Source organism: Streptomyces saintjeani (assembly GCF_055409605.1).
This window is the reverse complement of record NZ_CP189624.1, coordinates 7,415,047-7,438,164: the sequence shown is the minus strand read 5'-3', so window position 1 is coordinate 7,438,164 and position 23,118 is coordinate 7,415,047. Positions and strand designations below refer to the sequence as shown.

The following is a 23,118-nucleotide window of genomic DNA, read 5'->3' as shown; positions in this document are numbered from 1 at the left end:
AACGGACTGTAACCGGTTACCCCGCCTTACCGGACCCTGTCCGCCGCAGCCTCCGCACCACCGACCGCAGCTCGGTCCCCCGCAGAGAACGTGCGGGAAGCGGTTCCACAACGGCCTCGGCCTGGTGCGGTACGGCCGGCTCGGCGTCCCACAGCGCGAGATCGGCGTCCCGGGGGCCGAGCGCCGTCCGCGTCGGCCCGTCCCCGAACACCCGCACCGGATGCGTCGCGTCCCACGCCTCCCACCCTGGGTCCCCGGTCTTCACGAACCGCGTCCACGCCCCGTGCACCTCGGCAGCAAGCGTTTTCGGCGGGTTTTCTCCCGCGAGCTTGACGGAGTCCGGCGAGTCCCCGGCGTCGAAGACGAAGCCGAGTTCGAGGGAGTGGCAGGCGCCGAGTCCGGGGCGTCCGGAGGGCCAGGCGAACTCGTACAGGTATGACGTACCCGGCCGGGAGTCCGCGAGCCGGTGCAGGGGGCGGCGGAGCATGTGGTCGGTGACCATCTGGCCGACGATCTCGGCGGGTCCGGCGTCCGGGTGGAGGGCGCGGTAGCCCCGTGGTACCTCGGAGCCACAGTGGCAGCGGGCCATGGCCCCCGCGAGGGCGACGGGTCCGAGCCGGTCGACGCGCTCGACGAGCCCGCCGGGGACGAGCCAGAGCCGGTACTCGTCGCTCGTCCAGCCGACGAGCAGGTCCACGTCACGGGCGACGTCGCCGTCGATCAGCGCCTGGAGCGGGTCGCGGGGCACGAGGTCGCCGTCGGTGACGATCCCGAACGCGGGCCCGCCGAGGACGGGGCTGGAGAGCCGCCCGACCTCGTACTGCGTACGGAGCAGTACCTCCCGGTCGACGGCCGCGAACGCCTCGGCGGTCGCCGGGATCTTCAGCCGGTTCGCCATCCGGCGCACCATGCGCCGCACCTTGTCCCGGTCGGACGCCTCGGGCGCCCCGCTCTGGAGCACGGCCCGCCGGAACAGGCCCTGCGCCTGGGGTACGGCGATGAGGGCGCCGATGCTGATCGCGCCGGCCGACTGCCCCATCAGGGTGACGCGGTCGGGGTCGCCGCCGAACGCGCCGATCGCGTCACGCACCCATTCGAGGGCGGCGAGCTGGTCGCGCAGTCCGGGGTTGGCGGGGGTGTCCGGGAAGAGGCCGTAGCCCTCGACGCCGAGCCGGTGGTTGAGGGACACGAACACGATCCCGTCCCGCGCGAACGGTGTCCCGTCGTACACCGGAACGGCGGAAGAACCCCTGGTCAGCGCGCCGCCGTGGAACCAGACGACGACCGGGAGCCGGGCGCCGGGCCCCGGCTCGGGCGTCCACACGTTGAGATTGAGGCAGTCGTCCCCTGAGATGTCGGGGTCGGACAGGAACTGCGCGAAGGCTTCCGAGTACGGGGGTTTCGGCGCCGTAGGACCGAACTCCCCGGCGTCCCGGACGCCGGTCCACGGCTCGGGCGGCACCGGGGGCCTGAACCGCCGGGGTCCGAAGGGGGGCGCCGCGTACGGGATACCCCGGAAGACCGAGATGCCGTTCTCATACCTGCCGCGTACGTCGCCGTAAGGGGTCTTGACCACCGGCCTCATTCGCCACCAGCCCTTCGCCGCCACTCGTGCACCGGTAGTACCAGAGCACCACGAAGGCGCCCGGTATTCCGGTGCACGAGCCGTTCAGGGGGCTATTTGGCGTACATCAGGGTGCCGAAGCCGAGCTGGTCGAAGCCTCCGCTCGTAGTCCCGTAGTCCCCGCCGCCGCCCTCGGGGGCGACGGTGGCGTAGATCTGGGCGATGTACTTGTCGTCGAGGCCGAGCCTGCGGTTGTAGTGGAAGTGCAGCTGCGCCCAGACCGGGCGGGCCTGGCCCCGGGCCGTCGCGGAGACGACCGTCTGGGACTGCTGGGCGCAGTTCTGCCCCGTACCCCAGGTGTACGTCGTGAAGGGGACGTCGAGGCCGAGGTTGTACTTGGCGACGTACTGCGCGGCCTTGAAGAACCGCCGGTCGTCGTACGAGTACAGGTCGTCGCCCTGGTTCCAGGCCATCTCGCAGATCGCGCCCATCTGGCCCATGCCCATGACGGTGTGGCCCTGGTCGCGGCCGGACTCCTGCCACTGGCCGAGCGCGTAGCCGTCGGAGTCGGTGTGGAGGAACGGCACCGCGTTCTTGATGGAGCCGTTGCCCGTGCCGGACTTGAAGTAGGTGACGGCCTGGTCGTACTTGGCCGCGTCGTCGTTGAGGATGCCGATGGCCATCACGGAACCCATGGTGCAAAGGTCCCAGTTGGCCCAGTAGTTGGTGATGCAGGCGTCGTTGTGGCCGGTCAGGAACTGGTTGTTGAGCGGGTAGAAGACCCTCGCCAGCATCTCCTGGGCGGCGGCGAGGTCGAACCCCGGGTAGCCGCGCATGAGTTCGCAGGCGTTGGCGAACTCCCAGCCGTAGATGCCGGCGGCGAGGAAGCGGTCCGCGTTGCCGGTGAGCGAAGTCAGCGTCCTCGACCAGGCGTTGAGGATGTTCGCGGCGCAGACCGCGTTGGCCTCGGTGCCGGCGACCCTCCAGCGCAGGGCGTTCTGGTAGGCGGCGGCGATGTCGTTGTACAGCTGGGGATAGTTCTCGCCGGTGCCGCCGCGGATGATCGTCGCGGTGGCCCGGTTCGTCCAGGTGGAGGCGGAGTGGGAGTTCGCGGTCAGCCTGTTCCAGCCGGACAGCCAGGGGTCGGTGCCCGCGGCGACGCGGACCTTGGCGCGGTTGATGTCACCGGCGTTGTGGAGCATGCCGGGGTGGGTGAAGGTCGCCGGGGCGGCGTCCGCGGTGGTGGGGGTCAGCGCGGAGGCCGCTCCGCCGAGCGCGAGGGCGGCGCCCAGGCCGCCCGCCGATTTCAACAGGGTGCGGCGGCTGGGGAGTTGGGGAGTGCGGGTCATGGGAGTGCGGGTCATGGGAGTGCGGGTCACGGGGGTGGGGCTCCCGTCTAGTCGGAGGTGACGATCACCTCGGTGAACCGTGCGGTGGCGAGGGCGAGTTGGTTGCGCGAGCAGACCACCAGGCCCACGTGGTAGGGGGCGTCACCGAAGAGCGGGACCGTGCCCTCGGCGAGGGTGGTCCAGGTGGCGCCGTCGTCGGTGGAGATCGCCGCGGCGAAAGCGGTTCCCGTGCGCTTCAGCCGGAGCAGGGTGGGGAGTTGGACGGCCGTGGTGCCGGTGAACGCGGAGGCTCCGGCGACCGTCGGGCGCAGCATGAGCTGCGCGGTGCTCCCGCCGGTCACGACGATCCCGGCGGCGAGGTCGAAGGGGTTGGCGGACTTGGCCATCAGCAGCCCGACCCGGTCGGCGGTGGCACCCTCCCGGGACAGCAGCCGTGCGGTGACCGTGCAGTCCCCGCTGACCTCCCGCCGTACGAACTGGCCTGTCATCCCTTGGTTGTTGGCACTGAGGTCGACTCCCGCGCCGCGTACGGTGAAGGTGTCGTCGGCGTACGTGGTGCTGCCGGGCGTGAGGATCGCGACGACTCCGAGGGTGCCGAACGCGGACCGGTCGATGACGGGGTCGCCGAGGTCGGCGGCGGTCCAGGGGGCGGGGACCTGGCTCGGTGGGATCTGCACCGGAGCGGTGGGCGGCGCCGCGACACTCGCCGCGACCGAGGCCGAACACGGCCCTGTTCCGGTGGAGTTGGTCTTGGCGACGGCGTAGTGGTACGTCGTTCCGGTGTCGGCGGTCGGGTCGGTCCAGCGGATGCGGGTCCCGAAGCCGACGGGGCCGACGTCGGTGGCGACGGCCCGGAAGGGGCCGCGCGGACTCGGTGCGCGCAGGACGGTGTACCGGGCGGACAGGTCGGGGTCGGTCCAGGTGAGGCCGTCGGGGCCGGACTTGAGGTCGGTGGCGGTGCGGGTGGGTCGCGGGGTCCGCCAGACGGTTCCGGCGCTGTCCGTGACGGTGACGTTGTCGAAGGCGCCGGTCCCGGTCTCGGCGTACGGCTCGTCGACGCCCAGGCAGGAGGTGAGGGTGAGTCCCGCGCGGACCGTACGGCCCAACTCGACGTCCGTGGAGCCGACTTCGGTCCAGCGGACGCCGTCCGGGGAGATCGCGCCGGTGCAGCGGCGGCCGTTGCGGGTCACCCGTACCCAGTAGGGGGCGCGCAGCCGGTATCCGTCGCCCGCGCCTTCGACGTACGGCGCTTCGAGCGGGGTCGCCGATTCGGGGAGCGTGCCGAGGCTGGAGATGGGGAAGGCGGCGCGAGTGGTGATCGCCTCCTGCTGGGTGGGGGGAACGGGTGTGGAACCGGTTGCTGAAACGGTGGCGCCCTTGGCGGCGCGTACGCTCCACACGCCGCTCCAGGTGTGCAGCGGCAGTCCCTGGATCAGCATCGCGGCGTGGGCCGCGTCGGGGTCGGCGGAGCTGCGCAGCGTGACCCCGATCCTGGAGTACTGCGAGCTGAGCGGCCACACGATCCGCGCGGTCACCGATCCGTCGCCGCGCAGGGGGAGTTGGGCGAACTGGTACGTGTCGGCGGTTCCCGACGCCTCCAGCACGAACCTCTCTCCGTCGTACGCGGTCGAGCCGGGGATCTTCACCGCCCCGACGTCCCCGCTCGTCCAGGGCCCGGGGAGCCCGGCGTTGGCGCCGACGGCCACCGAACTCCCGCTCGTTCCCAGGTCGTTGAAGGCGCTGACGGTGTAGTGGTACGCCCGTCCGGGCCGGACTGCGGTGTCGGTGTACGCCGATGCGCTCACGCCGGTCGCGAGCACCGTGTAGGGGCCGGCGGGGTGGGTGGCGCGCCGGATTGTGTAACCGCTTGCACAAGCCGACGGCAGCCAGGCCAGCTCGACCACGCGCTCCTCCCCCACCGCCGTGAGTCCGGCCGGGGGCGCCGGAACCGTCGGCGCGGGGGCCGTCGTACCGGCGTAGGCGAAGGTCCCCCAGCTCGGGAGGTCGTCGTTGCCGCCCTCGACCAGGCGGGTGCCGTTCGCGCCCCGGAAGACGGCCGCCTGGACGTTGGGCGCCTCGATGCCGCGTACGCCTTTGTAGTGCGCGAGGTACATCTCGTAGATCGGCGGCAGGTTGCCCCGGCCGATCGCGGAGACCGTCTGTTTGATGTACTTGCCGGTGCGGTCGAGGTCGGGGGTGAAGGGGACGTCGCCGCCGAGGTTGTAGCGCGCCGCGTATTCCGCGTTGGCCAGGATGCGGTTGCCGTCGAAGGACCAGAGGTCGACGCCCTGGTTCCAGGCGACCTGTGCGATGTCGCCCATCAGGCCGACGGCGAGCTGCTCGTGGCCCTGGTCGCGGCCCGACTCCTGGCCCTGGCCGTCCGGTCGGACGACGCGGTGGGCGACGCTCCCGTTGCCCGCGCCGGCCGCCGCGAAGCGCAGGGCGTCCTCGACGAGGGTCGGCTCGTCGCAGAACACCCCGATGGCCAGGATCGTTTGAATGGCCGTCAGGTCCCAGTTGCCGTTGGCGTATGGCATGTAGCCGGAGACCGCCGGGTACCAGACGTCGAGGAACGATCGTTCGCAGCGCACTGTTTCGGCCTCGGACCAGCCGTCGTAGCCGGTGTGGCGCAGGAGTTCGGCGGCGTTCGCGAACTTGAAGCCCTGGAGCCCGGCGCCGAGCGGGCCGTCGGCGCCGGTGACGGCGGTCAGCGAGGCCGACCAGGCGTTGAGGATGTCGCGGGCCTTGTCGGCGTTCGCCCGGTTGCCGGTGACCGCCCACAGGAGGGCGTTCTGGTAGGCGGCGGCCGAGTCGGCGACGGCCTGGTTCTGGAAGTTGGCGGGACCCCGGCCCCAGGAGGTGATCTGGCCGGTGTTCTGGACGGCGTACGTGCTCTGCGAGCGGGCGTGCGCGGCGAGCGCCAGGTAGCCGTCGTACACCGGGGATCGCTTCGCGTCGACGGCCGCCTTCATGCGCGCCAGGTCGTCGGCGGTGTGCAGGAGCCCGGGGTGGGCGATCCGTGAACCGCCTTGCGGTGTACGGGTGTTGGCGCTCGCCGCCGGGACGGTCAGGGTGCTCGTCCCGGCGGCGAGGAACAGGGCTGCGGACGAACCGAGCAGTCCGCGGCGGCTGATGGGACTCACCGGGCGGCCTGCGCTTCCGCGGTGGTGATGAACTTCAGATTGATGACGTGCTCGTTGGCGAACCACTGCATGACGTCGGTGGTGTAGTACCAGCCCGGCTTCTTCATGGAGTCCGCGATGGTCTGGCCGTTGATCACCAGGTTCTCGAACGTCACGTTCTTCACCGCGTGTTCGGCGTCGTACCCGAGGAACAGAGACGGCTTGGCGTTGGTGCCGGTATAGGTGAGGTTCTTGATGTAGACGTTCTCGATGCCCCGGCCGACGGACGTGTTGTACTTCGTGTTGTACATCACCTTCATGTAAATGACCTGGCCCCAGCGGAAGTTCTCGATCCGGATGTCCTCGGCGCGGACATTGCGGATCAGGTTGGAGTCACCGGGGTTGAGGGCGATGCAGCCCTGGTAGTTCATCTGCGGTTCGCGGTGGTCGCAGATGTCGATGTTCTGGAAGTGCAGGTTCTCGATGACCTCGGGGTTGTCGGTGTTGCCGTGCGTGCCGACGTTGATGGGGTGGGCGACGTCGGCCCAGAGGGTCGCGTTCTTCACGGTGACGTTGCGGGTGTCGCCGTAGTAGTTCCAGCGGTGCGCATAAATGGCGATGCAGTCATCGGAGTTGCGCATGAAGACGCCGTCGATGACGACGTTCTCGCTACAGAAGACGTCGATGCCGTCGCCCCAGCCCTTCGAACTGAACGAGCGCAGGCCCTTGATGTGGACGTTCTTGCTGTTGCCGAGCTGGGTGGCGTACCCGTTCGGGTTCAGCATCGTGACGCCCTCGACGCGGATGTTCTCGCTGTTCTCGACCAACGCCCCGCCCCCGGACGTCGAGTTGATGAACCCGCGCCCGGTCAGGCGGGCGTTCTTCACACCCTGGAAGAGGACGGTCGCGGTGAGGACGGCGCCGCCGTCGAGGTACACGGTCTGCCCCTCGGCGACCTTCAGGGTGCCGTCGGAGGTGGTATGCACGCCGGGTCCGAAGTAAAGGACGTCCGGGTCACCGGACTTGGGGGCGTGCGGGTCGGGGCAGCCGGTGAGGACGTGCAGGGTGTCGAAGACGTCGTCGTTGATCTGGACGACGACGTTGCGCGGCTCGTCGAGGGTGAACCGCAGGGTGTCGCCGAGGAGTTCGGGCGTGATGCCGTACGAGTCGGGTCTCACGCGGGCCTTGGTGGTGCCGCCCTTGAGGTAGGTCACCTCGATCTCGACGGAGCCGTGGAAGTCGAAGGAGACCAGGGAGGAGTTGTAGACCTTGCCGGAGCCGGTGGCCGCGTTGATCTCGCCGAGCTGGGGGCGCCAGATGTCGAGGGTCTGCCAGTCGCCGTCGGGGGCGGTGCGGACGCGGACCTTGTAGCCGGTGTTGGTCGGCATGGACGCGGGACGAGGGTAAGTGACCAGCTTCGGAGCCGAGTTGGCGTCCTCCGAGCCGGTGGCATGAGCCGCGCCGGCCGTCACGCCGGTCAGTCCGGCGGCGAGGGTGGCGGCACCGGCCGCCTGGAGGGCGGTGCGGCGGGAGAGAGGCGTGTTCATGCGGGGGCTCCTTGGGGGAAGGCAGGCTGGTCGCCGCTTTCGGCTCCGGGCAGCGAACCGGCCGTACAGAAAAGGGAGTTACTTGAGTCCCGACGTCGACATCCCTGCGACGAAGCCGCGTTGGGCGACGAGGAACACCAGCAGGATCGGCACGACGTACATCACCGAGGCGGCGGCCTGAAGTTCGGGCACCGGTGCTCCCGAGTCGTTGACGTACGTCGTCATCACGGCGACCGCGAGGGTGGTCCGGTCGGTGGAGAGCAGGAGTTGGGGCGCGATGTAGTCGCCCCACGTCCAGGTGAACGCGATGATGAAACTCGCGGACAGGACGGGCCAGGACTGCGGGAGGAAGATCCGCCAGAAGATCCCCGCGTACCCGGCGCCGTCGATGATCGCGGCCTCCTCCAGTTCGCGCGGCAGTCCCGCGAAGAACTGCCGGAACAGGAAGACGAGATAGGGCGCGGCGGACAGTCCCCACAGGACCCACGGCCAGTACGTGTCGACCATGCCGAGCTTGGCGAAGATGAGATAGGTCGGCAGCAGGGTGATCATCTGCGGCAGCATCATCGAGCCGATGAGGATGCCGAACAGGGTCTTCTTTCCCGGTGCGTCGAGCCGCGCGAACCCGAAGCCGACCCAGGCCGAGCTGAGGGTGACGAGGGTGGCGTAAATCAGCGCGATGATCAGGGAGTTGCGGGCGTAGCCGAGGAAATCGATCTGGGTGAAGGCGTCGGCGAAGTTGTGCCACTGGAAGTGGTCCGGCAGCCAGTGGACCGGTGAGGCCGCCAACTCCCCTTGTGTTTTCAGGCCGGTGAGGACAAGCCATCCGAACGGGCCGAGGAACAGGCCAGTGAGGGCGACGAGTCCGGTGTAGAGGGCGAGGCGGCCCATGCGGACGCGGACGGTCGTGGTCACTTCTTCGCCTCCGGGCCGACGTTGTAGAAGACCGCGCCGGACGTGAACCTGAAGAGCAGGCCCGTCACGGCGAGGATGATGACGAAGAGCACCCACAGCAGCGCGGAGGCGTAGCCGTACCGGCCGAGCGCGAAGTACTGCGCGAACACGTGCATCATGTACAGGTAGTTGGACTGCGGGACGGTCGTGACCCCGCCGGTGTCGCCGAGCGGCGCGAGCAGCAGCGGCATGATGGTCTGCACCGAGGCGATCATCCCGGTGACGGTCTGGAAGAGCAGGACGGGCGACAGCAGCGGGACGGTGATGCTGCGGAACGTCCGCCAGGCGCTCGCCCCGTCGAGTTCGGCCGCCTCGTGGAGTTCGCGGGGTACGTCCTGGAGCCCCGCCAGCGAGATGATCATGATGTTGCCGGCGGTCCACAGCACGGTCATCAGCAGCACGTACCGCGCGTACGGGTCGGCGAGCCAGCCCACGGCGTCGATGCCGAAGAAGGTCAACACCCCGTTGGTGGCACCGGAGTTCTGGTCGAACAGCGCCTTGAAGGCGAGTCCCGCGCCGACCGGCGGCACGACCGCCGGCAGATAGATCAGCGTCCGGAACAACCCCCGTGCTTTCAAGGGCCTGTTGAGCAGGACGGCGAGTCCGAGCCCGGCGGCGATGGACAGCGGCACGGACGTCACGGCGAAGAGCCCGGACCGGCCGAGGGCGTGCCAGGTCACCGGATCACTCAGCAGCTCGCGGTAGTTGGCGAGGCCGACGAACGTCCAGCGCGGCGAGATCCCGTCGAACGTGGTGAAGCTGAGCCAGAGCGCGTACCCCATCGGGATCACGGTCAGCAGCACGAAGCCGATGATCCAGGGGGAGGTGAACAGGTAGAACGCGCGGTGGCGGCGGGCGACCACGGTGGTGCCGCGCTTCCCCCTGGCGGGCAGCGTCCCGGTCCGTGCCGGCGCAGCCGTCATCTGATCGACCGTCATCCCACTTGCTCCTTACCGCGCTTGAGCTGTTCGTTGACGACGTCGTTCAGTTGTCCGGCGAGTCTGTCGACGGAGATCCCGCCGTTCATCGCCGCCGGGGCGGCCTGGTTGAAGAGGGCGTCGAGCGCGTCGGCCCGCGTGTACGGGGTGAAGGAGACGACCGAGTAATGCTCGAGTTCGTTCTCCTGTACCTTCAACGTCCGCCGCTGGTACGCCTCTTGATGAGGCATCAGGGCGCGCAGGGACTTGAGGGTCGGGATGCCCCAGCCTCCGGCGGCGCGTTCCTTGGCGGGTTCCTCGCCGAAGAACCACTCGAAGACCCGCCAGGCGGCGTCCTTGTTCTTCGCCTTCTTCGGCATCCACAGTCCGGTGCCGCCCTGGCAGGCGCTGATGCGGGGGCCGCCCGCGAAGACGGGGGCGGGCGCGAGCCGGGAGACGGCGGCGAGTTTCGGGTCGGTGCCGATCATCCCGCCGAGCCAGTAGCCGGAGTTGGTCATCGCCATGCGTCCGGCCTGGTAGGTGGGTCCGTCCCAGCCGTTGGGGTCGGGCTGGATCAGGCTCGGTCCGACCTTGGTGTGGCAGTAGTCGATGTACCAGGCGAGCGCCTTGCGCGCTTCGGGGGTGGTGAAGTCGACGCGGGAGAAGTCGTCGTTGAAGAGACTGCCGCCCGCCGAGGCCGTCATCGTCGCGAGCAGCGTCGAGCGGGTGAGGCCCCCGTAGCTGCCGCCGAAGACGATGGTCTGCCCCCGCTTGCGCTGGACCAGGCGGCGCGCGTCCTCCTGCCACTGCTCGAAGGTGACCGGCTCGGTCTCCGACGGGTAGGCGATCCCCGCCTTGTCGAAGACTGCGGTGTTGTACCAGTACATGGAGTCCTGCGAGAAGTCCTTCGCCATGCCGTAGCGCGGGCCCTTGCCCTGCGTGCGGCCGTCGAAGCGCCACAGGTCGTTCACCGGGTCGAGGTCGGCGGCCCTGAGGACGGTGGAGCGCGCGAAGTACGGATCGAGGTTCTCGGCGGTGTCGCGCGCCGCGAAGTACGCGGCGTCCACCGCGCCCACGCCGCGCACCAGGTCCGGCGGGTTTCCGCTGGTCAGCATCGCGATCAGCTTGGTGATGTCCCACTTGACCAGCTCGACGGAGATCCCGAGCTTCTTCTTCGCCTGCCTGACCTGGTCCGGGGTGATGTCCCCCGGCGAGACCATCATCGTGATGGCCTCTCCCCCGCCGCCGACCGAGCCGGAGACCTGGAGCGCGCACCCGTTCAGCGCCGCCGCACCGGCCACGGCCCCGCCGGCCGACAGCGCGAGGAACCTGCGGCGGCTGGGAGGGGCACCGGCGTGGGAACGCATGGGGTCTCGCCTTCTTGAGAGCTGCTGGGATACGGGCATGACAACGACTCGCCCGAGTAACGCGTAGCAACCGGTTGCTACGACCGAGTGCGCTGAGCTTCTGCCGCCTCAAGGGACCCGTCAAGGGTTTGCGCACGTTTTCGAAAACTCTGTGCACGTACCCAGCCACCCCGAAAGACCCGCCCGACAGGCCGCCGGAACAGCCGGGACACGGCCCTGAGCTGTACGGACACCGACCGCGCGAACCGCCCGGGAGCAGCACCCCCACCCGCCCCGTCCCCCGGATTCACACAAACCGTCCGGCCGCGCCGACAACAACCGGTTGTGACAACACAGTCCTCCTCACGCACCCCCGGTCCACCCGCCCCGAACGGCCCGGACGGTCTCAACGCCCCGGTACCAGCGGGAAATTGGCAGCTCAGCCCCGGCACAGGACCGAACGGGACTGATCCGCTCCGACTGATTGACCATGGCTCGGCCACAGATTTACGGTAGAAGACGCTTTCAGTAAACGTTTCCCGTGCTCGTCCTCACTCGCCCCCAGGAGAGTCATGCCCAGCGCCCCGCTGCCCAGGGCCGTGTTCGCCATGGATCCGGTGCACCTCCCGCTGCTGTTCCCCGAGCCCGTGCTGGAGCGGCTGCGCCGGACCGCCGACATCGACCCCGCGCTCGTCGTACAGGACCTCACCGACCCGGCGGCGGTCTCCGCGCTGGCGGACGCCGAGGTCCTGATCACCGGCTGGGGCTGCCCGCACCTCGACGCCGAGGCCCTGGCCGCCGCCCCGAAGCTCCGCGCCGTGCTGCACGCGGCGGGCTCGGTGCGTTCCCTGGTCGGGGACGCCCTGTGGGCGCGCGGGGTGAGCGTCTCCAGCGCGGTCACCGCCAACGCCGTACCCGTCGCCGAGTACACGCTCGCCATGATCCTGCTCGCCGGGAAGGACTTCTTCTCCCTGCGCGAGACCTACCGCCGTACGCACGCGCAGCCGACGCCCGCCGAGACCGCGCCGATCGGGAACCTGGGCCGCCGGATCGGGGTGATCGGCGCGTCCCGAGTGGGGCGCAGGCTGCTCGAACTGCTGCGGCCGTTCGACTTCGAGGTGCTGCTGCACGACCCGTACGTCGACTCCGGCGAGGCGGAGAAGCTCGGTGCCCGCCTGATGTCGCTGGAGGAGCTGCTGACGCGCAGCGACATCGTCAGCCTGCACGCGCCGGACATCCCGGAGACGCACCACATGCTGGACCGCGCGCGCCTGTCACTGATCCCCGACGGCGGGGTCCTGATCAACACCTCCCGGGGCGCGCTGGTCGACCACTCGGCGCTCACCGACGAGGTGGTGACGGGCCGGCTCAGCGCGATCCTCGACGTCACCGAACCCGAGCCGCTGCCCGCCGGCTCGCCGCTCTACACGCTGCCGAACGTGATCCTCACCCCGCACATCGCCGGTTCACTCGGTAACGAGCTGCGACGGCTCGGCGAGATCGTCGTGACGGAGGCCGAGCGACTCACGGACGGGCTCCCGCTGGCCCACGAGGTCCGGCACGCGGATCTCGCCAGGAGCGCCTGAACCTCTCCTGACCTGCGCAGACGAAAGTTATCCACAGGCTCTGACGGGGAGTCGGCAGCCGGGATACCTTTTCGTCACCGGATCGGACGGCGGGGGTCGAGAGGCCGTCCGGAGCCGGTGGAACCCCCCATGACTGGAAGGAGGCGTGACGGTGAGTGAGCGAAAGTCGGGCGTCAAGAAGGCCGGCAGGTCCAAGCGCAGGGTGACGATAAAGGACGTGGCGAAGGAGGCGGAGGTCTCGGTCGCGACCGTCTCCCGGGTACTGGGCGTGAGCAACTATCCGGTGGCCGCCGGCACCCGCAGCCGCGTGATGAAGGTGGTCCGGGACCTGGACTACGTGACGAACGCGCACGCGAGATCGCTGGCGGGCGGCGGTACGCCGACGGTGGCGATCCTCATGAACAACATCACCGGCGCCGCGTTCGCGCACGTCGCCAAGGGTGTCGAGGGCGCGGCGACGCTGCGCGGCTGGCTCTCCCTGGTCGGCACGACCGGCGATGACCCCGAGCGGGAGCTGGCTCTCGTCAACATGATGCGCCAACAGGGCGTAGCGGCCGTGGTGTTGCTCGGCGGGGCCTACGACCGCACGGAGTACCAGACGAGGATGGCCCGCTTCGCGCGCTCGCTGGACGCGGCGGGTTCGCATCTGGTCCTGGTCGGCAGGCCACCGCTGGAGGGCGACGTCCCGGCGACGACGGTGGACTACGACAACGAGTCGGGCGCCTACGCCATGGCCAGCCACGTCCTGTCGGCCGGTCACCGCAAGGTCCTGGTGCTGCCGGGGCCGTCCGGGCTGACCACCGCCCAGGGCAGGCTGGCGGGCGCGCGGCGGGCGTTCGAGGCGTACGGGGTGCCGTTCGACCCGGGGCTCGTGCGGCGCGGTTCGTACGACTACGAGCACGGGTACGCGGCGGTCCAGCAGGCGCTCGCGCGGACGCCGGGCTTCACGGCGGTCCTCGCGGGGACGGACGTGGTGGCGGCGGGCGCGATGCAGGCGCTCAGGTCGGTGGGCCTGCGGGTGCCGGACGACGTGTCGGTGGCGGGGTACGACGACATCCCGCTGGCCTCGCAGCTGACGCCCGGACTGACGACGGTGCACGTGCCGTACGAGGAGATGGGCCGGGTCGCGCTGCGGGCGGTCGCCGACCGCAGGGCCGGGCTGGACCTCGCCGGTTCCGGACGGTCCGGGGAGGGCAGGGCGACGGAGGCCGAGCACCTGATCCTGGGTACCCATGTCGTCGTACGGGACTCGGTGCGGCCACCCCGGCTGCCGCGGTAACCCGCCTTCCGTACGCCCGAGTTGAGGGTCCCGGCGGCTCTGCCGCAAGGTCGGCCGCACTCCCCGACAGGGCACGTAAACGGTTACTGGATTTCGGGCCGATTCGCCCAAGATTTTCTCGCACGCCTCTTGATAATGCCGATCCTGTCGGCCTAACGTCACAGCAACCGGTTACTACACCTTCCGCTTGAGCCGGCCCGACGCCGCATCTCCCCGCCGTCCGGCCGCCGCCTACGGCCAGTACCGAGCCGCCGCTCTCGCCTCGTCGAGACGCCTACTTCCCGAAGGATCACGGTCAGATGAATGCCATCAGCCCCCGCAGAAGGATCGCCCGCGCAGCCGCAGCGGGAATCGCGCTGACAGGTCTGCTCGCCGCCTGCGGCGGTTCGGGCGACGACGACGGCTCCTCGGCGTCGGGCCCGGTGACTCTCCCCTACTGGGGCTGGGCGAACGGGCAGGAGGCGGTCGTCAAGGCGTTCAACGCGTCCCACAAGGACGTGCAGCTCAAGTACACGAAGGTCACCGACCAGCTGACGATGCAGAAGCAGCTGACGAACGCGGTGAAGGCGGGCAACGCCCCCTGCCTGGTGCAGAACACCGCCGAGTACGTGACGACGTGGGTCTCCCAGGGCGCGCTGGCCGACGTCTCGCAGTACGTCGCTTCCAGCAAGGACAAGTTCAACGCCGGTTCGTGGGCGAGCGCGCAGGTGCAGGGCAAGTTCTACGGCGTGCCGACCAGTTCCTCGCCGAACTTCACGATCTACCGGGCGGACGTCTTCCAGAAGTACGGCATCAAGGCGCCGACGACGTGGGACGAGTTCGTCGCGGCCGGCAAGGAGCTGAAGAAGCACAACGTCAAGATCACGAACTACGCGGGTGAGGACCCCTCCACGCTGGAGGTGCTCGCGATGCAGGCGGGCGCGCACTGGTACGCGATCGACGGCAACGCGTGGAAGATCGACTTCCAGGACGCGGGCACGCTGAAGGCCGCGAAGGTGATCCAGGACATCATCGACAACGACCTCAACTCGACGCTGTCGTTCGCCGACTACGCGGCCGTACAGCGCAACTACGACAACGGCGGCACGGTCACGCGCCAGATCTCGACCTGGCAGATGGCCGGCATGGTGCAGAACTTCACCAAGTCGTTCGGCCAGTGGGCGCTGGCGCCGTGGCCGGCGTTCGCGGGCGAGGCCGCGAAGACCCCGGCGGGCACGAACCTGACGGGCAGCGTCACGCTGGTGACGAAGGACTGCAAGCAGCGGAAGCAGGCCGCCGAGGCCGCGCTGTGGATGTCCACGGACCCAGGCGCGGTCAAGACGATGGCGAGCCCCGAGACGGGCAACGGCGTGATGCCGGCGCTCGCCGACACCAGTTCGTACGTCGACGAGTCGATCTCCCAGAAGCTGCTGGGCACGCACTACGACCCGGCGAAGAAGATCGTCGGCGACAGCCTGAACACGGTCACCACGGACTGGACGTTCGGCCCGAACTGGACGGCCATGTTCAGTGAGCTGCAAGCCGGTTGGGCCAAGGTCGTCAGCAAGGAGCAGAAGGTCACCGACCTGCTGGCGCACATGCAGAAGTGGACGGTCGACGACCTCACGTCCCGTGGCATCGCCGTGAAGGGCTGAGGCTTCCGATGATCCGCTCCCAGCGCTGGAAGGGTGCCGCGTTCACGGTGCCCTTCCAGCTCGGCTTCGTCTTTCTGTACCTGCTTCCGATCGGCTACGCGGTCTACCAGTCGCTGTACAAGGTCCAGCAGTCCGGGCTCGGCCTCGGCGGCTCGACGGAGAAGTTCACCGGCCTCGACAACTACCGCGAGGGCCTCACCGACTCGGCGTTCATGGGCTCGGTGCTGCGGGTCGTGGTCTTCGCCTGTGTGCAGATCCCGGTGATGCTGCTGGTCAGCCTGGTCCTCGCGCTCCTGCTCGACGCGGTGACCTCGCGCGCGGCGAGCAGGTTCCGGATCCTGCTGCTCGTGCCGTACATGATCCCGGGGGTCGTCGCGGCGATCGTGTGGATCAACCTGTACAGCCCGGACGTCGGCCCGCTGACGGCGATCGGGGACGCGTTCGGGTTCCACTGGAACTTCTTCGCGCCGTCGATGGTGTGGCCGTCCATCGGCAACCTGCTGACCTGGCACGGCATCGGCTACAACATGGTGATCATCTACTCCGCCCTCCAGGCGGTCCCGCGCGAGCTGTTCGAGGCGGCCCGGCTGGACGGCGCCTCCGAGCTCAGGATCGCCCGCAGCATCAAAGTGCCGTACGTCCGGGGCGCGTTGGTGCTGACCGGGCTGCTGTCGATCATCCAGATGCTCCAGATCTTCAACGAGCCCGCGCTGTTCAGGAACGTCACGCCGCAGACGGTCGACGACAGCTTCACGCCGATCATGATCATCTACAACCAGGCGTTCAACGCGGGCAACTACCACTACGCCGCCGCCCTTTCGGTGCTCCTCGCGCTGATCCTGGGCCTCGCCTCCTTCGTCTTCTACCGGCTGACATCGAGGGAGGCCGACTGATGACCCTGACCGAAGACCGCGCGCCGAAAGCGGCGGTCCGCCGACTCACGAAACCCGACCCGCGCTCCCGTTCGCGCGGCGGCCAGCGGTTCCTGCTCATCGGGCTCGCGCTCGCGAGCATTTACAGCCTCTTCCCGGTGTGGTGGCTGATCGTCGCGGCCACCAAGGACCGTACGGGCCTCTACCAGTCCAACGGCCTCTGGTTCTCCGGCTGGCACCTCTGGGACAACCTGCACCAGCTGTTCACCTACGAGGACGGCATCTTCCTGCGCTGGACCGCCAACTCCCTGCTGTACGCGGGCGTCGGCTCCCTCGGTGGCACGCTGATCGCCCTCGCGACGGGGTACGGCCTCGCGCGCTTCGACTTCCCCGGGCGGGGCCTCGTCTTCGCGTCCGTCGTCGGCTCGTTCCTCATCCCGATCGCGCTGCTGACGCTCCCGCTGTACCTGCTGTTCTCCGAGATCGGCATGGTCGACACGCCCTGGGCGATGCTCATCCCGTGCCTGATCAACCCGTTCAGCGTGTACCTCGCGAAGGTCTACACCGAGTCGACGATTCCCTACGAACTCCTGGAGGCCGCGCGCCTCGACGGGGCGGGCGAGCTGCGGATCTTCTTCTCGATCGTGCTGCGCATGATGACGACCGGCGGCGCGACGGTGTTCCTGCTCGCGTTCGTCAACACCTGGAACTCCTTCTTCCTGCCGCTGACCGTGCTGCGCGGCGAGAACAACTGGACGCTGAACATCGGCCTCTACAACTGGTCCGGGAAGCGGCTGGAGTCGGGGGTCGACCTGACGAGCCTCGTCCTCACGGGCGCGCTGCTGTCGATCGTGCCGATGGCGGTCATGATGGTGGCGATGCGGCGGTACTGGCGGTCGGGTGTGACGCTGGGAGCGCTGAAGTGACGGGCGGGGAGCCCCAAGTGGCGGCCGACGCTTCTCAAGTGGCGCACCTTGAGGGGACGTTGATCGCGCACAACCCGGTGATCCGGGGCTTCGCCCCCGACCCCTCCCTCGTCCGCGCGGGCAACTGGTACTACGTCGCGACGAGTTCGTTCGAGTGGTTCCCGACGATCCCGGTACACCGCTCCCGCGATCTCGCGCACTGGGAGCACGCCGGTCACGTCGAGGGCGCCGTCCCCGGCAACTCCCTCGCGGGCGTGCCGGATTCGGCCGGCATCTGGGCGCCCTCGCTGAGCTGGGACGGCGAGTCGTTCTGGATGGTGTACGCGGTCGTCCGCTCGGTCGGCACGCCTTACTTCGACCTCGATACGTACGTCACGACCGCACCCGACGTCTCCGGGCCCTGGGCCGAGCCGCGCCGGGTGGCGAGTCACGGCTTCGATCCCGCCCTCTTCCACGAGGACGGGCGGCTGTGGCTGCTCAACCTCCAGAACGACCACCGCCCGGCCGGGAACCGCTTCTCGGGGATCGTCGCGACGGAACTGGACCGGGTGACGCTGAAGCCGCTCGGCGACACGCACCTGCTGCTCCAGCACGAACGGCTCGTCGAGGGGCCGAAGTTGCTGAAGCGGGACGGCTGGTACCACCTGGTGCTGGCCGAGGGCGGCACCGGTTTCGAGCACGGCGTCCTGACCGCGCGCAGCCGTTCGCTGACGGGGCCGTACGAACTGGCCGACCGCCCGCTGCTGACGTCCCGGGACGATCCGTCGGTGCCGTTGCAGAAGGCGGGGCACGCGGAGTTGGTGCGGACGGCCGGGGGTGAGTGGTTCCTCGGCCATCTGGTGGGGCGGCCGTTGGAGACGCCGGGGGGACCGCGCTGCACGCTGGGGCGGGAGACGGCGGTGCAGGCGGTGGTGTGGGACGAGGAGGGGTGGCCCCGGCTGAAGGGCGGAGGGTGGCATCCGGCGGAGGAGGTGGCGGTGCCGGCGGTTTCCGTAACTTCCGAAACGTCCTCCCGGCCGACCACCCCCCTGGGCTGGCCCTGGAGCACCCTCCGCGAACCCCCCGACCCCTCCTGGGCGGACGTCACTTCACGCCCGGGCTGGATCCGCCTGCGTGGCCGCCAGGGCCCGGAATCCCGCTGGTCCCAGAGCCTCCTGGCCCAACGCCTCACCGAACACCACGCCATGGCCCAAGTCACCGTCGAGGCAAGCCCGTCGACGTTCACGCAGGCCGCCGGTCTGATCCTGCGGTACGACGCGGAGGCGTACCTCAGCCTCGACCTCACCTGGTCGGAGCCTGCGGGCGAGCGGCAGCGCGGCCAGCAGTGGCGCGGCCAGGGCCGTACCGTCCTGAGCCTGATCGACCGGGACGAGACGGGGGCGCGTGAAGTCGTGGTGGTGGACGTCGACTTGAGCGGGCCGGTCACGATCGGCGTCTCCGTGGAGGGGACGGAGGCGCGGTTCTGGTACCTGCGCGACGACACGTACACCCCGGTCGGCCCGCCGTTGGACGCGGGCCGTCTCTCGGACGACCACGGCGACAAACTGCGCTTCACGGGCACCCTCGTGGGCATTCACGCCCGCGATCTCGTCGACGCCTCGTTCACGGCGGACTTCCGCGACTTCCGCCTGGAGTGCGAGGAGTTGCCCCGGAAATCCCGCTAAGTCGCCCCAGAATTCCCTGAGTCTGTTCGGGGTTTCGAAAGTTCACGTCCGCGATTCCGGTCACGTGAACCCGTGACTCCCGGTGTCTTCCCGTCACGCTGCGACGCCTTTAGGATAGCAAGCGCTTTCTGTCGGCCGGACGCTCGAAAACGGCCGAAACAGCGCTGGTCGAGCTTTCGCTGGCCCAACGGCGGGCCGGAGAGGTGGGTTCCCTATGGTCCGCACGGTGAGTCCGAACGTGACGGCCGGACCGACGCTGGCGGTCGTGGCACGCGAGGCCGGAGTGTCGGTCCCGACGGCCTCGAAGGTCGTCAACGGCCGGGAGGACGTGGCGCCGGACACCCGGCGCCGGGTCACCGAGGCGCTGGACCGGCTGGGGTACGTCCGCAGGCCCCGGTTCGACGCGTCGAAGCCGCCCCGGCTGGTGGACCTCGTCGTCCACTCCCTGGACAGCTCCTGGTCGGGCGCGGTGCTGCACGGCGTCGAACAGGCCGCGCACGAGGCGGGGTTGGACGTCGTCGTCTCGGCGGGCCTCGGCCGCAGCGTCCGGGGCGACCGCCCGCAGCGCGGCTGGCTCGACAAGCTGACGACGCGCGGTTCGGCCGGAGTCCTGTTCAACCTGGCCGAGTTGACGGACTCGCAGTACGCCTGGCTGGAGCAGCACCGCATCCCGTACGTGATGATCGACCCGGCGCACGAACCGCCGCCCGGCGCGGTGTCAGTGGGCGCGGCGAACTGGCAGGGCGGGGTGAGCGCGACGGAGCACCTGCTGGCGCTCGGGCACGAGCGGATCGCCGTCATCGCGGGGCGCCGCCGCAAGCAGTGCAGCAACGCCCGGGTGGCGGGCTACCGTTCGGCGCTCGCCGCTGCCGGTCTGCCGCAGCGGCCCGAGTACATCCGGTACGGCTCCTTCGAGGAGTCCACCGCCCGGCAGCGCATGCGCGAACTCCTCGACCTGCCCGAGCCGCCGACCGCCGTCTTCGTCTGCTCCGACCACATGGCCCTCGGCGTCTACGCGGCCCTGGCGGAACGCGGGTTGAGAGTCCCCGACGACATCAGCGTCGTCGGCTTCGACGACCTCCCCGAGTCCCGCTGGGCGAACCCCGGCCTCACGACCGTCCGCCAGCCGCTCGGCGAGATGGCGGCGACGGCCTTGCGGCTGCTGGTGCGGATGATGGACGGGGAACGGCCGGAGGGAACACGTACGGAGCTGTCGACGCGGTTGGTCATACGGGCGAGCACGGCGGCGCCCCGGGTCCGGACCCACGCCTGACGCCTCGTCAACTCCCTTGCGCGGCCCAGGTGATGCCACCCCGAAGGTGCGCCCGGAACGCCGGGTCGTCGTACGCCTCCTCGGCATGCCCGAGGGCCGTGTAGAAGACGCGGCCTTCTCCCTGCGTGCGGGTCCAGGCCAGCGGGTGGTCCTCGCCCATGCCGCCGCCCTCGTACGAGGACTCGTCGGCGGTCAGCAACACCCGTACCGAACCTCGGGGGTTGGTGCGGAAGTCGTACCACTCGTCGGTGAAGTCCCAGACCTGCGGCAGGTGTCGGGTGGCGGGATGACCGGCGTCCTCGACAACGGCCTTGCCGGGCTGGTAGTCGGGGTGACGGTCGAAGCGGGCGCCGAGGAGGTCGCCGTAGTAGGGCCAGTCGTACTCGGTGGTGGCCGCCGCGTGCACCCCGACGAACGCGCCGCCCGACTCGACGTACTCCTTGAGGAGTTCGCGCCCCTTCGGAGTGAGGACCTCGCCGCTGGTCGAGAGGAAGAGGACCGCCGCGTACCGCGTCAGCGGGGAGTCCAGGGCCGCCGGGTCCTCGGTGTGGTCGACCGTCCACTCCCCCATGATCACGCGCAGGGCGTCGGCCGCGTACGGGATGGAGTCGTGGCGGTAGCCGGTGGTGCGGCTGTAGACGAGGAGACGTGGGGCCATGGGGTCGAGCCTATGCCGGGGGGTGGGCGTGTGCGGGGCCGGGCGGGGGTCTCGGGGCTACCGAAAATTTCGTAGTAACCGGTTGCTGAAAAACTCGGATGCCGTTCACCTGGTAGCCGGGCTAAGGTCCCGCGCTGATGATGCACGAGAACCAGATCAGGACCGACACCGCGCTGGTACGACGGCTGCTGGCCGGGCAGTTCCCCGAGTGGGCGGGGCTGCCGCTGGCCGAGGTGGTGCCGGGCGGGACCACCAACGCGATCTACCGGCTCGGCGACGAGTTGCTCGTACGGCTGCCGATCGTCGAAGACGTCGTGGAGCAGGCCGAGTTCGAGGCGTTGTGGCTGCCGAGGCTGGCGCCCTCGCTGCCCGTCGCCGTGCCCGAGCCGGTCGCGGTCGGGCGGCCCGATGAGGGGTATCCGTTTCCGTGGGCGGTGGGCCGGTGGATCGAGGGGACGCATCCCACCGGGGGTGAAGGGGAGGTGTTCGCGCGGGAGTTGGGCGAGTTCGTCGCCGGGCTGCGGACGGCGGACATCGCCGGGGCGCCGGTCGGGTACCGGGGTGGGGCGCTGCGGGCTCGGGATGCGTTCACGCGGACCTGGATCGCGAGGGCCGGCGACGACATCGACGTAGCCGCCGCCCTCTCCGCCTGGGAGCACGCGCTCGCGCAGCCCGCGTGGGACGGGCCTCCCGTGTGGGCGCACGGTGACCTCATCCCCGGCAACATCCTTGTCTCCGGGGGCCGGTTGAGCGCCGTCATCGACTTCGGGGCGGCCGGGGTAGGGGATCCCGCCTGCGACGCGATCCCGGCGTGGGCGGTGCTGGACGCCGGGCAGCGGGAGGTGTTCCGGGAGGCCGCCGGGTTCGACGACGCGACGTGGGCGCGGGGGCGGGGGTGGGCGCTGACGTTCGTGAGCGGGATCGACTACTACCGGACGACGAATCCGGGCATGTTCCGGCTGGGGTTGCGGGCTGTGGAGGCGGTGTTGGGGGACTTTCGGTAGGGCCTGTCGTCGTGTTCCCGGCGCCGCTGCCTGTCCGGACGGCGGACTGGCTGGGCAGGTGGGGCGAGCCGGCTGTGCTGCACCGGCAGGTCGAGCCGGGCGGGCAGGCCGGGCGGCGGCGAGGGCGGCCCCCCGTGCGGGCGGAGCCGCGGGTTCGGGTCCAAGTCCGTTCTGTCCCGCGGGTCCTGTTGTGAAGACCTTGCGCGTAGTCTCGTGCGGGATGAACACGATTCCCGCACGGCTCGACCATCTCGTGCTCGCGACGCCCGAACTGGCCGCTACCGTCGACGACTTCGCCCGGCGGACGGGGGTCGTGCCGGCGCCGGGTGGGGTGCATGTCGGGCTCGGTACCCGCAATCACCTGGTCGGGCTGGGGGGTGGTGCTTATCTGGAGATCATCGGGCCCGATCCGGAGCAGTCCGCGCATCGTGGGGCACGGCCGTTCGGAGTGGACCGGCTGTCCCGGCCGACCACGCTGACCTGGGCGATCGCCCCGCCGGACATCGACCTCGCGGTGACGGCCGCGCGGGCGCGCGGGTACGACCCCGGCGACGTACAGCCGATGAGCCGGCGCCGGCCCGACGGGGCGCTTCTCGAATGGCGGCTGACGGACGGCTCCTCCGGGCTCGTGCCGTTTCTCATCGACTGGGGGTCCTCTCCGCACCCGACCGTGTCGGGGCTGCCGGTCACTCCGCTGGTGTCGCTGTCGGCCACGGCTCCCGACCCTTCGGCGGTCCGGTCCGCCCTCGCCGCGCTCGACGTCGAACTCCCCGTCTCCGAGGGGCCGTTGGGCATGTCGTTCACGCTGGACACGCCCAACGGGACCGTCACGTTCGGCTGACCGTGCGGATCATGCGGAGTTGACCGATCTCCGCGACGTTCTTCATCAACTCGGCGTTCACCCAGGCGAGTTGATGGGCAATCGTGAGGCCCGCGTCCTCCGGCCAGGGGTAGGCGGAGGGGCGGTCCAGATCGGCGTCCGTGAGGGCCGCCACGGCCGTCGTCCACTCCTCGTACAGCCCGCGCAGCCAGATGATCGCCGGTTCGCCCGGGCCCGGCCAGGCAACGTCCTCCCGTTTACGGGGAGTTCGGCCCAGCACGTGGTCCGTCGTCGTACCCAGCCACCAGCCCAGGTGCCAGCTGACCCACGCGACCGTCGGCACCGGCACCGGTTCCGGTTCGGTCTCCGCCCAGTCCGGCGTCCAGCCGCCCTCCCCGTCCGGGTGGAGCGTCCAGCACGTGTCCGCCGGTTCCCAGAGGTGGTCGTCCGGTCGCAGGAGGTCCAGGTGGTAGGTGAAGAGGGACCAGGTCAGGTCGGTCTGCCAGCGGAGGAGGTCGAGGCGCGGGGTGGTCATCGGGACACCCTCGTGGTGGGGTCAGATGTTGTGCAAACGGTTTCCGAGGGACGTCCGTTTCCTTCAAG

18 protein-coding genes are annotated in these 23,118 nt (G+C 69.8%); 9 read left to right on the top strand and 9 right to left on the bottom strand.

Going from position 1 to position 23,118, the window contains the following annotated elements; genetic code table 11:
* Nucleotides 1–16: 16 nt before the first annotated feature.
* The 7 genes from ACQCO7_RS33750 to ACQCO7_RS33720 all read right to left on the bottom strand — a co-directional run bounded on the left by ACQCO7_RS33750 (nt 17) and on the right by ACQCO7_RS33720 (nt 10,820).
* Complete coding sequence (locus ACQCO7_RS33750; RefSeq protein ID WP_464075347.1) at nt 17–1,585, bottom strand: carboxylesterase/lipase family protein; 1,569 nt, start codon at nt 1,583–1,585, stop codon at nt 17–19.
* 92 nt (nt 1,586–1,677) lie between these two features.
* Nucleotides 1,678–2,928, bottom strand: coding sequence for an alginate lyase family protein (locus ACQCO7_RS33745; RefSeq protein ID WP_464075346.1), 1,251 nt, complete (start codon nt 2,926–2,928; stop codon nt 1,678–1,680).
* A gap of 32 nt (nt 2,929–2,960) precedes the next feature.
* Nucleotides 2,961–6,056: an alginate lyase family protein gene (locus ACQCO7_RS33740; RefSeq protein WP_464075345.1), complete on the bottom strand. Its 3,096-nt coding sequence runs from the start codon at nt 6,054–6,056 to the stop codon at nt 2,961–2,963.
* A complete protein-coding gene (locus ACQCO7_RS33735) occupies nt 6,053–7,582 on the bottom strand; it encodes a glycosyl hydrolase family 28 protein (RefSeq protein WP_464075344.1) in 1,530 nt (509 codons plus the stop codon). Before ACQCO7_RS33735 ends, ACQCO7_RS33740 begins: the two co-directional genes overlap by 4 nt.
* Before the next feature lie 78 nt (nt 7,583–7,660).
* On the bottom strand, nt 7,661–8,473 hold the full coding sequence (locus tag ACQCO7_RS33730) for a carbohydrate ABC transporter permease (protein ID WP_050372281.1): 813 nt from the start codon (nt 8,471–8,473) through the stop codon (nt 7,661–7,663).
* Between the two features lie 20 nt (nt 8,474–8,493).
* Complete coding sequence (locus ACQCO7_RS33725) at nt 8,494–9,474, bottom strand: carbohydrate ABC transporter permease (RefSeq protein WP_464075343.1); 981 nt, start codon at nt 9,472–9,474, stop codon at nt 8,494–8,496.
* A complete protein-coding gene (locus tag ACQCO7_RS33720) occupies nt 9,471–10,820 on the bottom strand; it encodes an extracellular solute-binding protein (RefSeq protein ID WP_464075342.1) in 1,350 nt (449 codons plus the stop codon). The genes ACQCO7_RS33725 and ACQCO7_RS33720 overlap by 4 nt, the downstream gene beginning before the upstream one ends.
* A 551-nt stretch (nt 10,821–11,371) precedes the next feature.
* Here ACQCO7_RS33720 and ACQCO7_RS33715 point away from each other — a divergent pair.
* The 7 genes from ACQCO7_RS33715 (at nt 11,372) to ACQCO7_RS33685 (ending at nt 20,033) form a co-directional block, all read left to right on the top strand.
* Nucleotides 11,372–12,385, top strand: coding sequence for a hydroxyacid dehydrogenase (locus ACQCO7_RS33715; RefSeq protein WP_464075341.1), 1,014 nt, complete (start codon nt 11,372–11,374; stop codon nt 12,383–12,385).
* 151 nt (nt 12,386–12,536) lie between these two features.
* Nucleotides 12,537–13,664, top strand: coding sequence for a LacI family DNA-binding transcriptional regulator (locus tag ACQCO7_RS33710; protein WP_464075340.1), 1,128 nt, complete (start codon nt 12,537–12,539; stop codon nt 13,662–13,664).
* A gap of 299 nt (nt 13,665–13,963) precedes the next feature.
* Nucleotides 13,964–15,298 (top strand): ABC transporter substrate-binding protein, encoded by a 1,335-nt coding sequence (locus tag ACQCO7_RS33705; protein WP_464075339.1) that lies wholly within the window; start codon nt 13,964–13,966, stop codon nt 15,296–15,298.
* Nucleotides 15,299–15,306: 8 nt separating this feature from the next.
* Nucleotides 15,307–16,191 (top strand): carbohydrate ABC transporter permease, encoded by an 885-nt coding sequence (locus tag ACQCO7_RS33700; RefSeq protein WP_050372039.1) that lies wholly within the window; start codon nt 15,307–15,309, stop codon nt 16,189–16,191.
* A complete protein-coding gene (locus tag ACQCO7_RS33695; protein ID WP_464075338.1) occupies nt 16,191–17,096 on the top strand; it encodes a carbohydrate ABC transporter permease in 906 nt (301 codons plus the stop codon). Before ACQCO7_RS33700 ends, ACQCO7_RS33695 begins: the two co-directional genes overlap by 1 nt.
* Before the next feature lie 38 nt (nt 17,097–17,134).
* Entirely contained in the window at nt 17,135–18,760 is a 1,626-nt protein-coding gene (locus ACQCO7_RS33690; RefSeq protein ID WP_464075337.1) for a glycoside hydrolase family 43 protein, read from the top strand.
* Between the two features lie 214 nt (nt 18,761–18,974).
* Nucleotides 18,975–20,033 carry a LacI family DNA-binding transcriptional regulator gene (locus tag ACQCO7_RS33685; RefSeq protein WP_464075336.1) on the top strand — a complete coding sequence of 353 codons (1,059 nt, stop codon included), beginning with the start codon at nt 18,975–18,977 and terminating at the stop codon, nt 20,031–20,033.
* A 7-nt stretch (nt 20,034–20,040) separates the two neighbouring features.
* Here the strand turns inward: ACQCO7_RS33685 and ACQCO7_RS33680 are convergent, their stop codons facing one another.
* Complete coding sequence (locus ACQCO7_RS33680; RefSeq protein WP_464075335.1) at nt 20,041–20,691, bottom strand: ThuA domain-containing protein; 651 nt, start codon at nt 20,689–20,691, stop codon at nt 20,041–20,043.
* A gap of 137 nt (nt 20,692–20,828) precedes the next feature.
* Between ACQCO7_RS33680 and ACQCO7_RS33675 the strand changes: the two genes are divergently transcribed.
* Together ACQCO7_RS33675 and ACQCO7_RS33670 are read left to right on the top strand one after the other, a co-directional pair.
* Nucleotides 20,829–21,695: an aminoglycoside phosphotransferase family protein gene (locus ACQCO7_RS33675; protein WP_464075334.1), complete on the top strand. Its 867-nt coding sequence runs from the start codon at nt 20,829–20,831 to the stop codon at nt 21,693–21,695.
* 220 nt (nt 21,696–21,915) lie between these two features.
* Nucleotides 21,916–22,536, top strand: a complete 621-nt coding sequence (locus tag ACQCO7_RS33670) for a VOC family protein (protein WP_464075333.1) — start codon at nt 21,916–21,918, stop codon at nt 22,534–22,536.
* On the opposite strand, the gene ACQCO7_RS33665 is transcribed toward ACQCO7_RS33670, so the two are convergent.
* On the bottom strand, nt 22,523–23,050 hold the full coding sequence (locus tag ACQCO7_RS33665) for a DinB family protein (protein WP_464075332.1): 528 nt from the start codon (nt 23,048–23,050) through the stop codon (nt 22,523–22,525). The two genes, ACQCO7_RS33670 and ACQCO7_RS33665, sit on opposite strands and share 14 nt — an antisense overlap.
* Nucleotides 23,051–23,118 lie beyond the last annotated feature (68 nt).

Excerpts from the sequence above, each read along its gene's own strand:
- ACQCO7_RS33750 (WP_464075347.1), bottom strand. The coding sequence starts at position 1,585 with ATGAGGCCGGTGGTCAAGACCCCTTACGGCGACGTACGCGGCAGGTAT.
- ACQCO7_RS33745 (WP_464075346.1), bottom strand. The coding sequence starts at position 2,928 with ATGACCCGCACTCCCATGACCCGCACTCCCCAACTCCCCAGCCGCCGC.
- ACQCO7_RS33735 (WP_464075344.1), bottom strand. The coding sequence starts at position 7,582 with ATGAACACGCCTCTCTCCCGCCGCACCGCCCTCCAGGCGGCCGGTGCC.
- ACQCO7_RS33730 (WP_050372281.1), bottom strand. The coding sequence starts at position 8,473 with ATGGGCCGCCTCGCCCTCTACACCGGACTCGTCGCCCTCACTGGCCTG.
- ACQCO7_RS33725 (WP_464075343.1), bottom strand. The coding sequence starts at position 9,474 with ATGACGGTCGATCAGATGACGGCTGCGCCGGCACGGACCGGGACGCTG.
- ACQCO7_RS33720 (WP_464075342.1), bottom strand. The coding sequence starts at position 10,820 with ATGCGTTCCCACGCCGGTGCCCCTCCCAGCCGCCGCAGGTTCCTCGCG.
- ACQCO7_RS33715 (WP_464075341.1), top strand. The coding sequence starts at position 11,372 with ATGCCCAGCGCCCCGCTGCCCAGGGCCGTGTTCGCCATGGATCCGGTG.
- ACQCO7_RS33705 (WP_464075339.1), top strand. The coding sequence starts at position 13,964 with ATGAATGCCATCAGCCCCCGCAGAAGGATCGCCCGCGCAGCCGCAGCG.
- ACQCO7_RS33700 (WP_050372039.1), top strand. The coding sequence starts at position 15,307 with ATGATCCGCTCCCAGCGCTGGAAGGGTGCCGCGTTCACGGTGCCCTTC.
- ACQCO7_RS33695 (WP_464075338.1), top strand. The coding sequence starts at position 16,191 with ATGACCCTGACCGAAGACCGCGCGCCGAAAGCGGCGGTCCGCCGACTC.
- ACQCO7_RS33685 (WP_464075336.1), top strand. The coding sequence starts at position 18,975 with ATGGTCCGCACGGTGAGTCCGAACGTGACGGCCGGACCGACGCTGGCG.
- ACQCO7_RS33680 (WP_464075335.1), bottom strand. The coding sequence starts at position 20,691 with ATGGCCCCACGTCTCCTCGTCTACAGCCGCACCACCGGCTACCGCCAC.
- ACQCO7_RS33675 (WP_464075334.1), top strand. The coding sequence starts at position 20,829 with ATGATGCACGAGAACCAGATCAGGACCGACACCGCGCTGGTACGACGG.
- ACQCO7_RS33670 (WP_464075333.1), top strand. The coding sequence starts at position 21,916 with ATGAACACGATTCCCGCACGGCTCGACCATCTCGTGCTCGCGACGCCC.
- ACQCO7_RS33665 (WP_464075332.1), bottom strand. The coding sequence starts at position 23,050 with ATGACCACCCCGCGCCTCGACCTCCTCCGCTGGCAGACCGACCTGACC.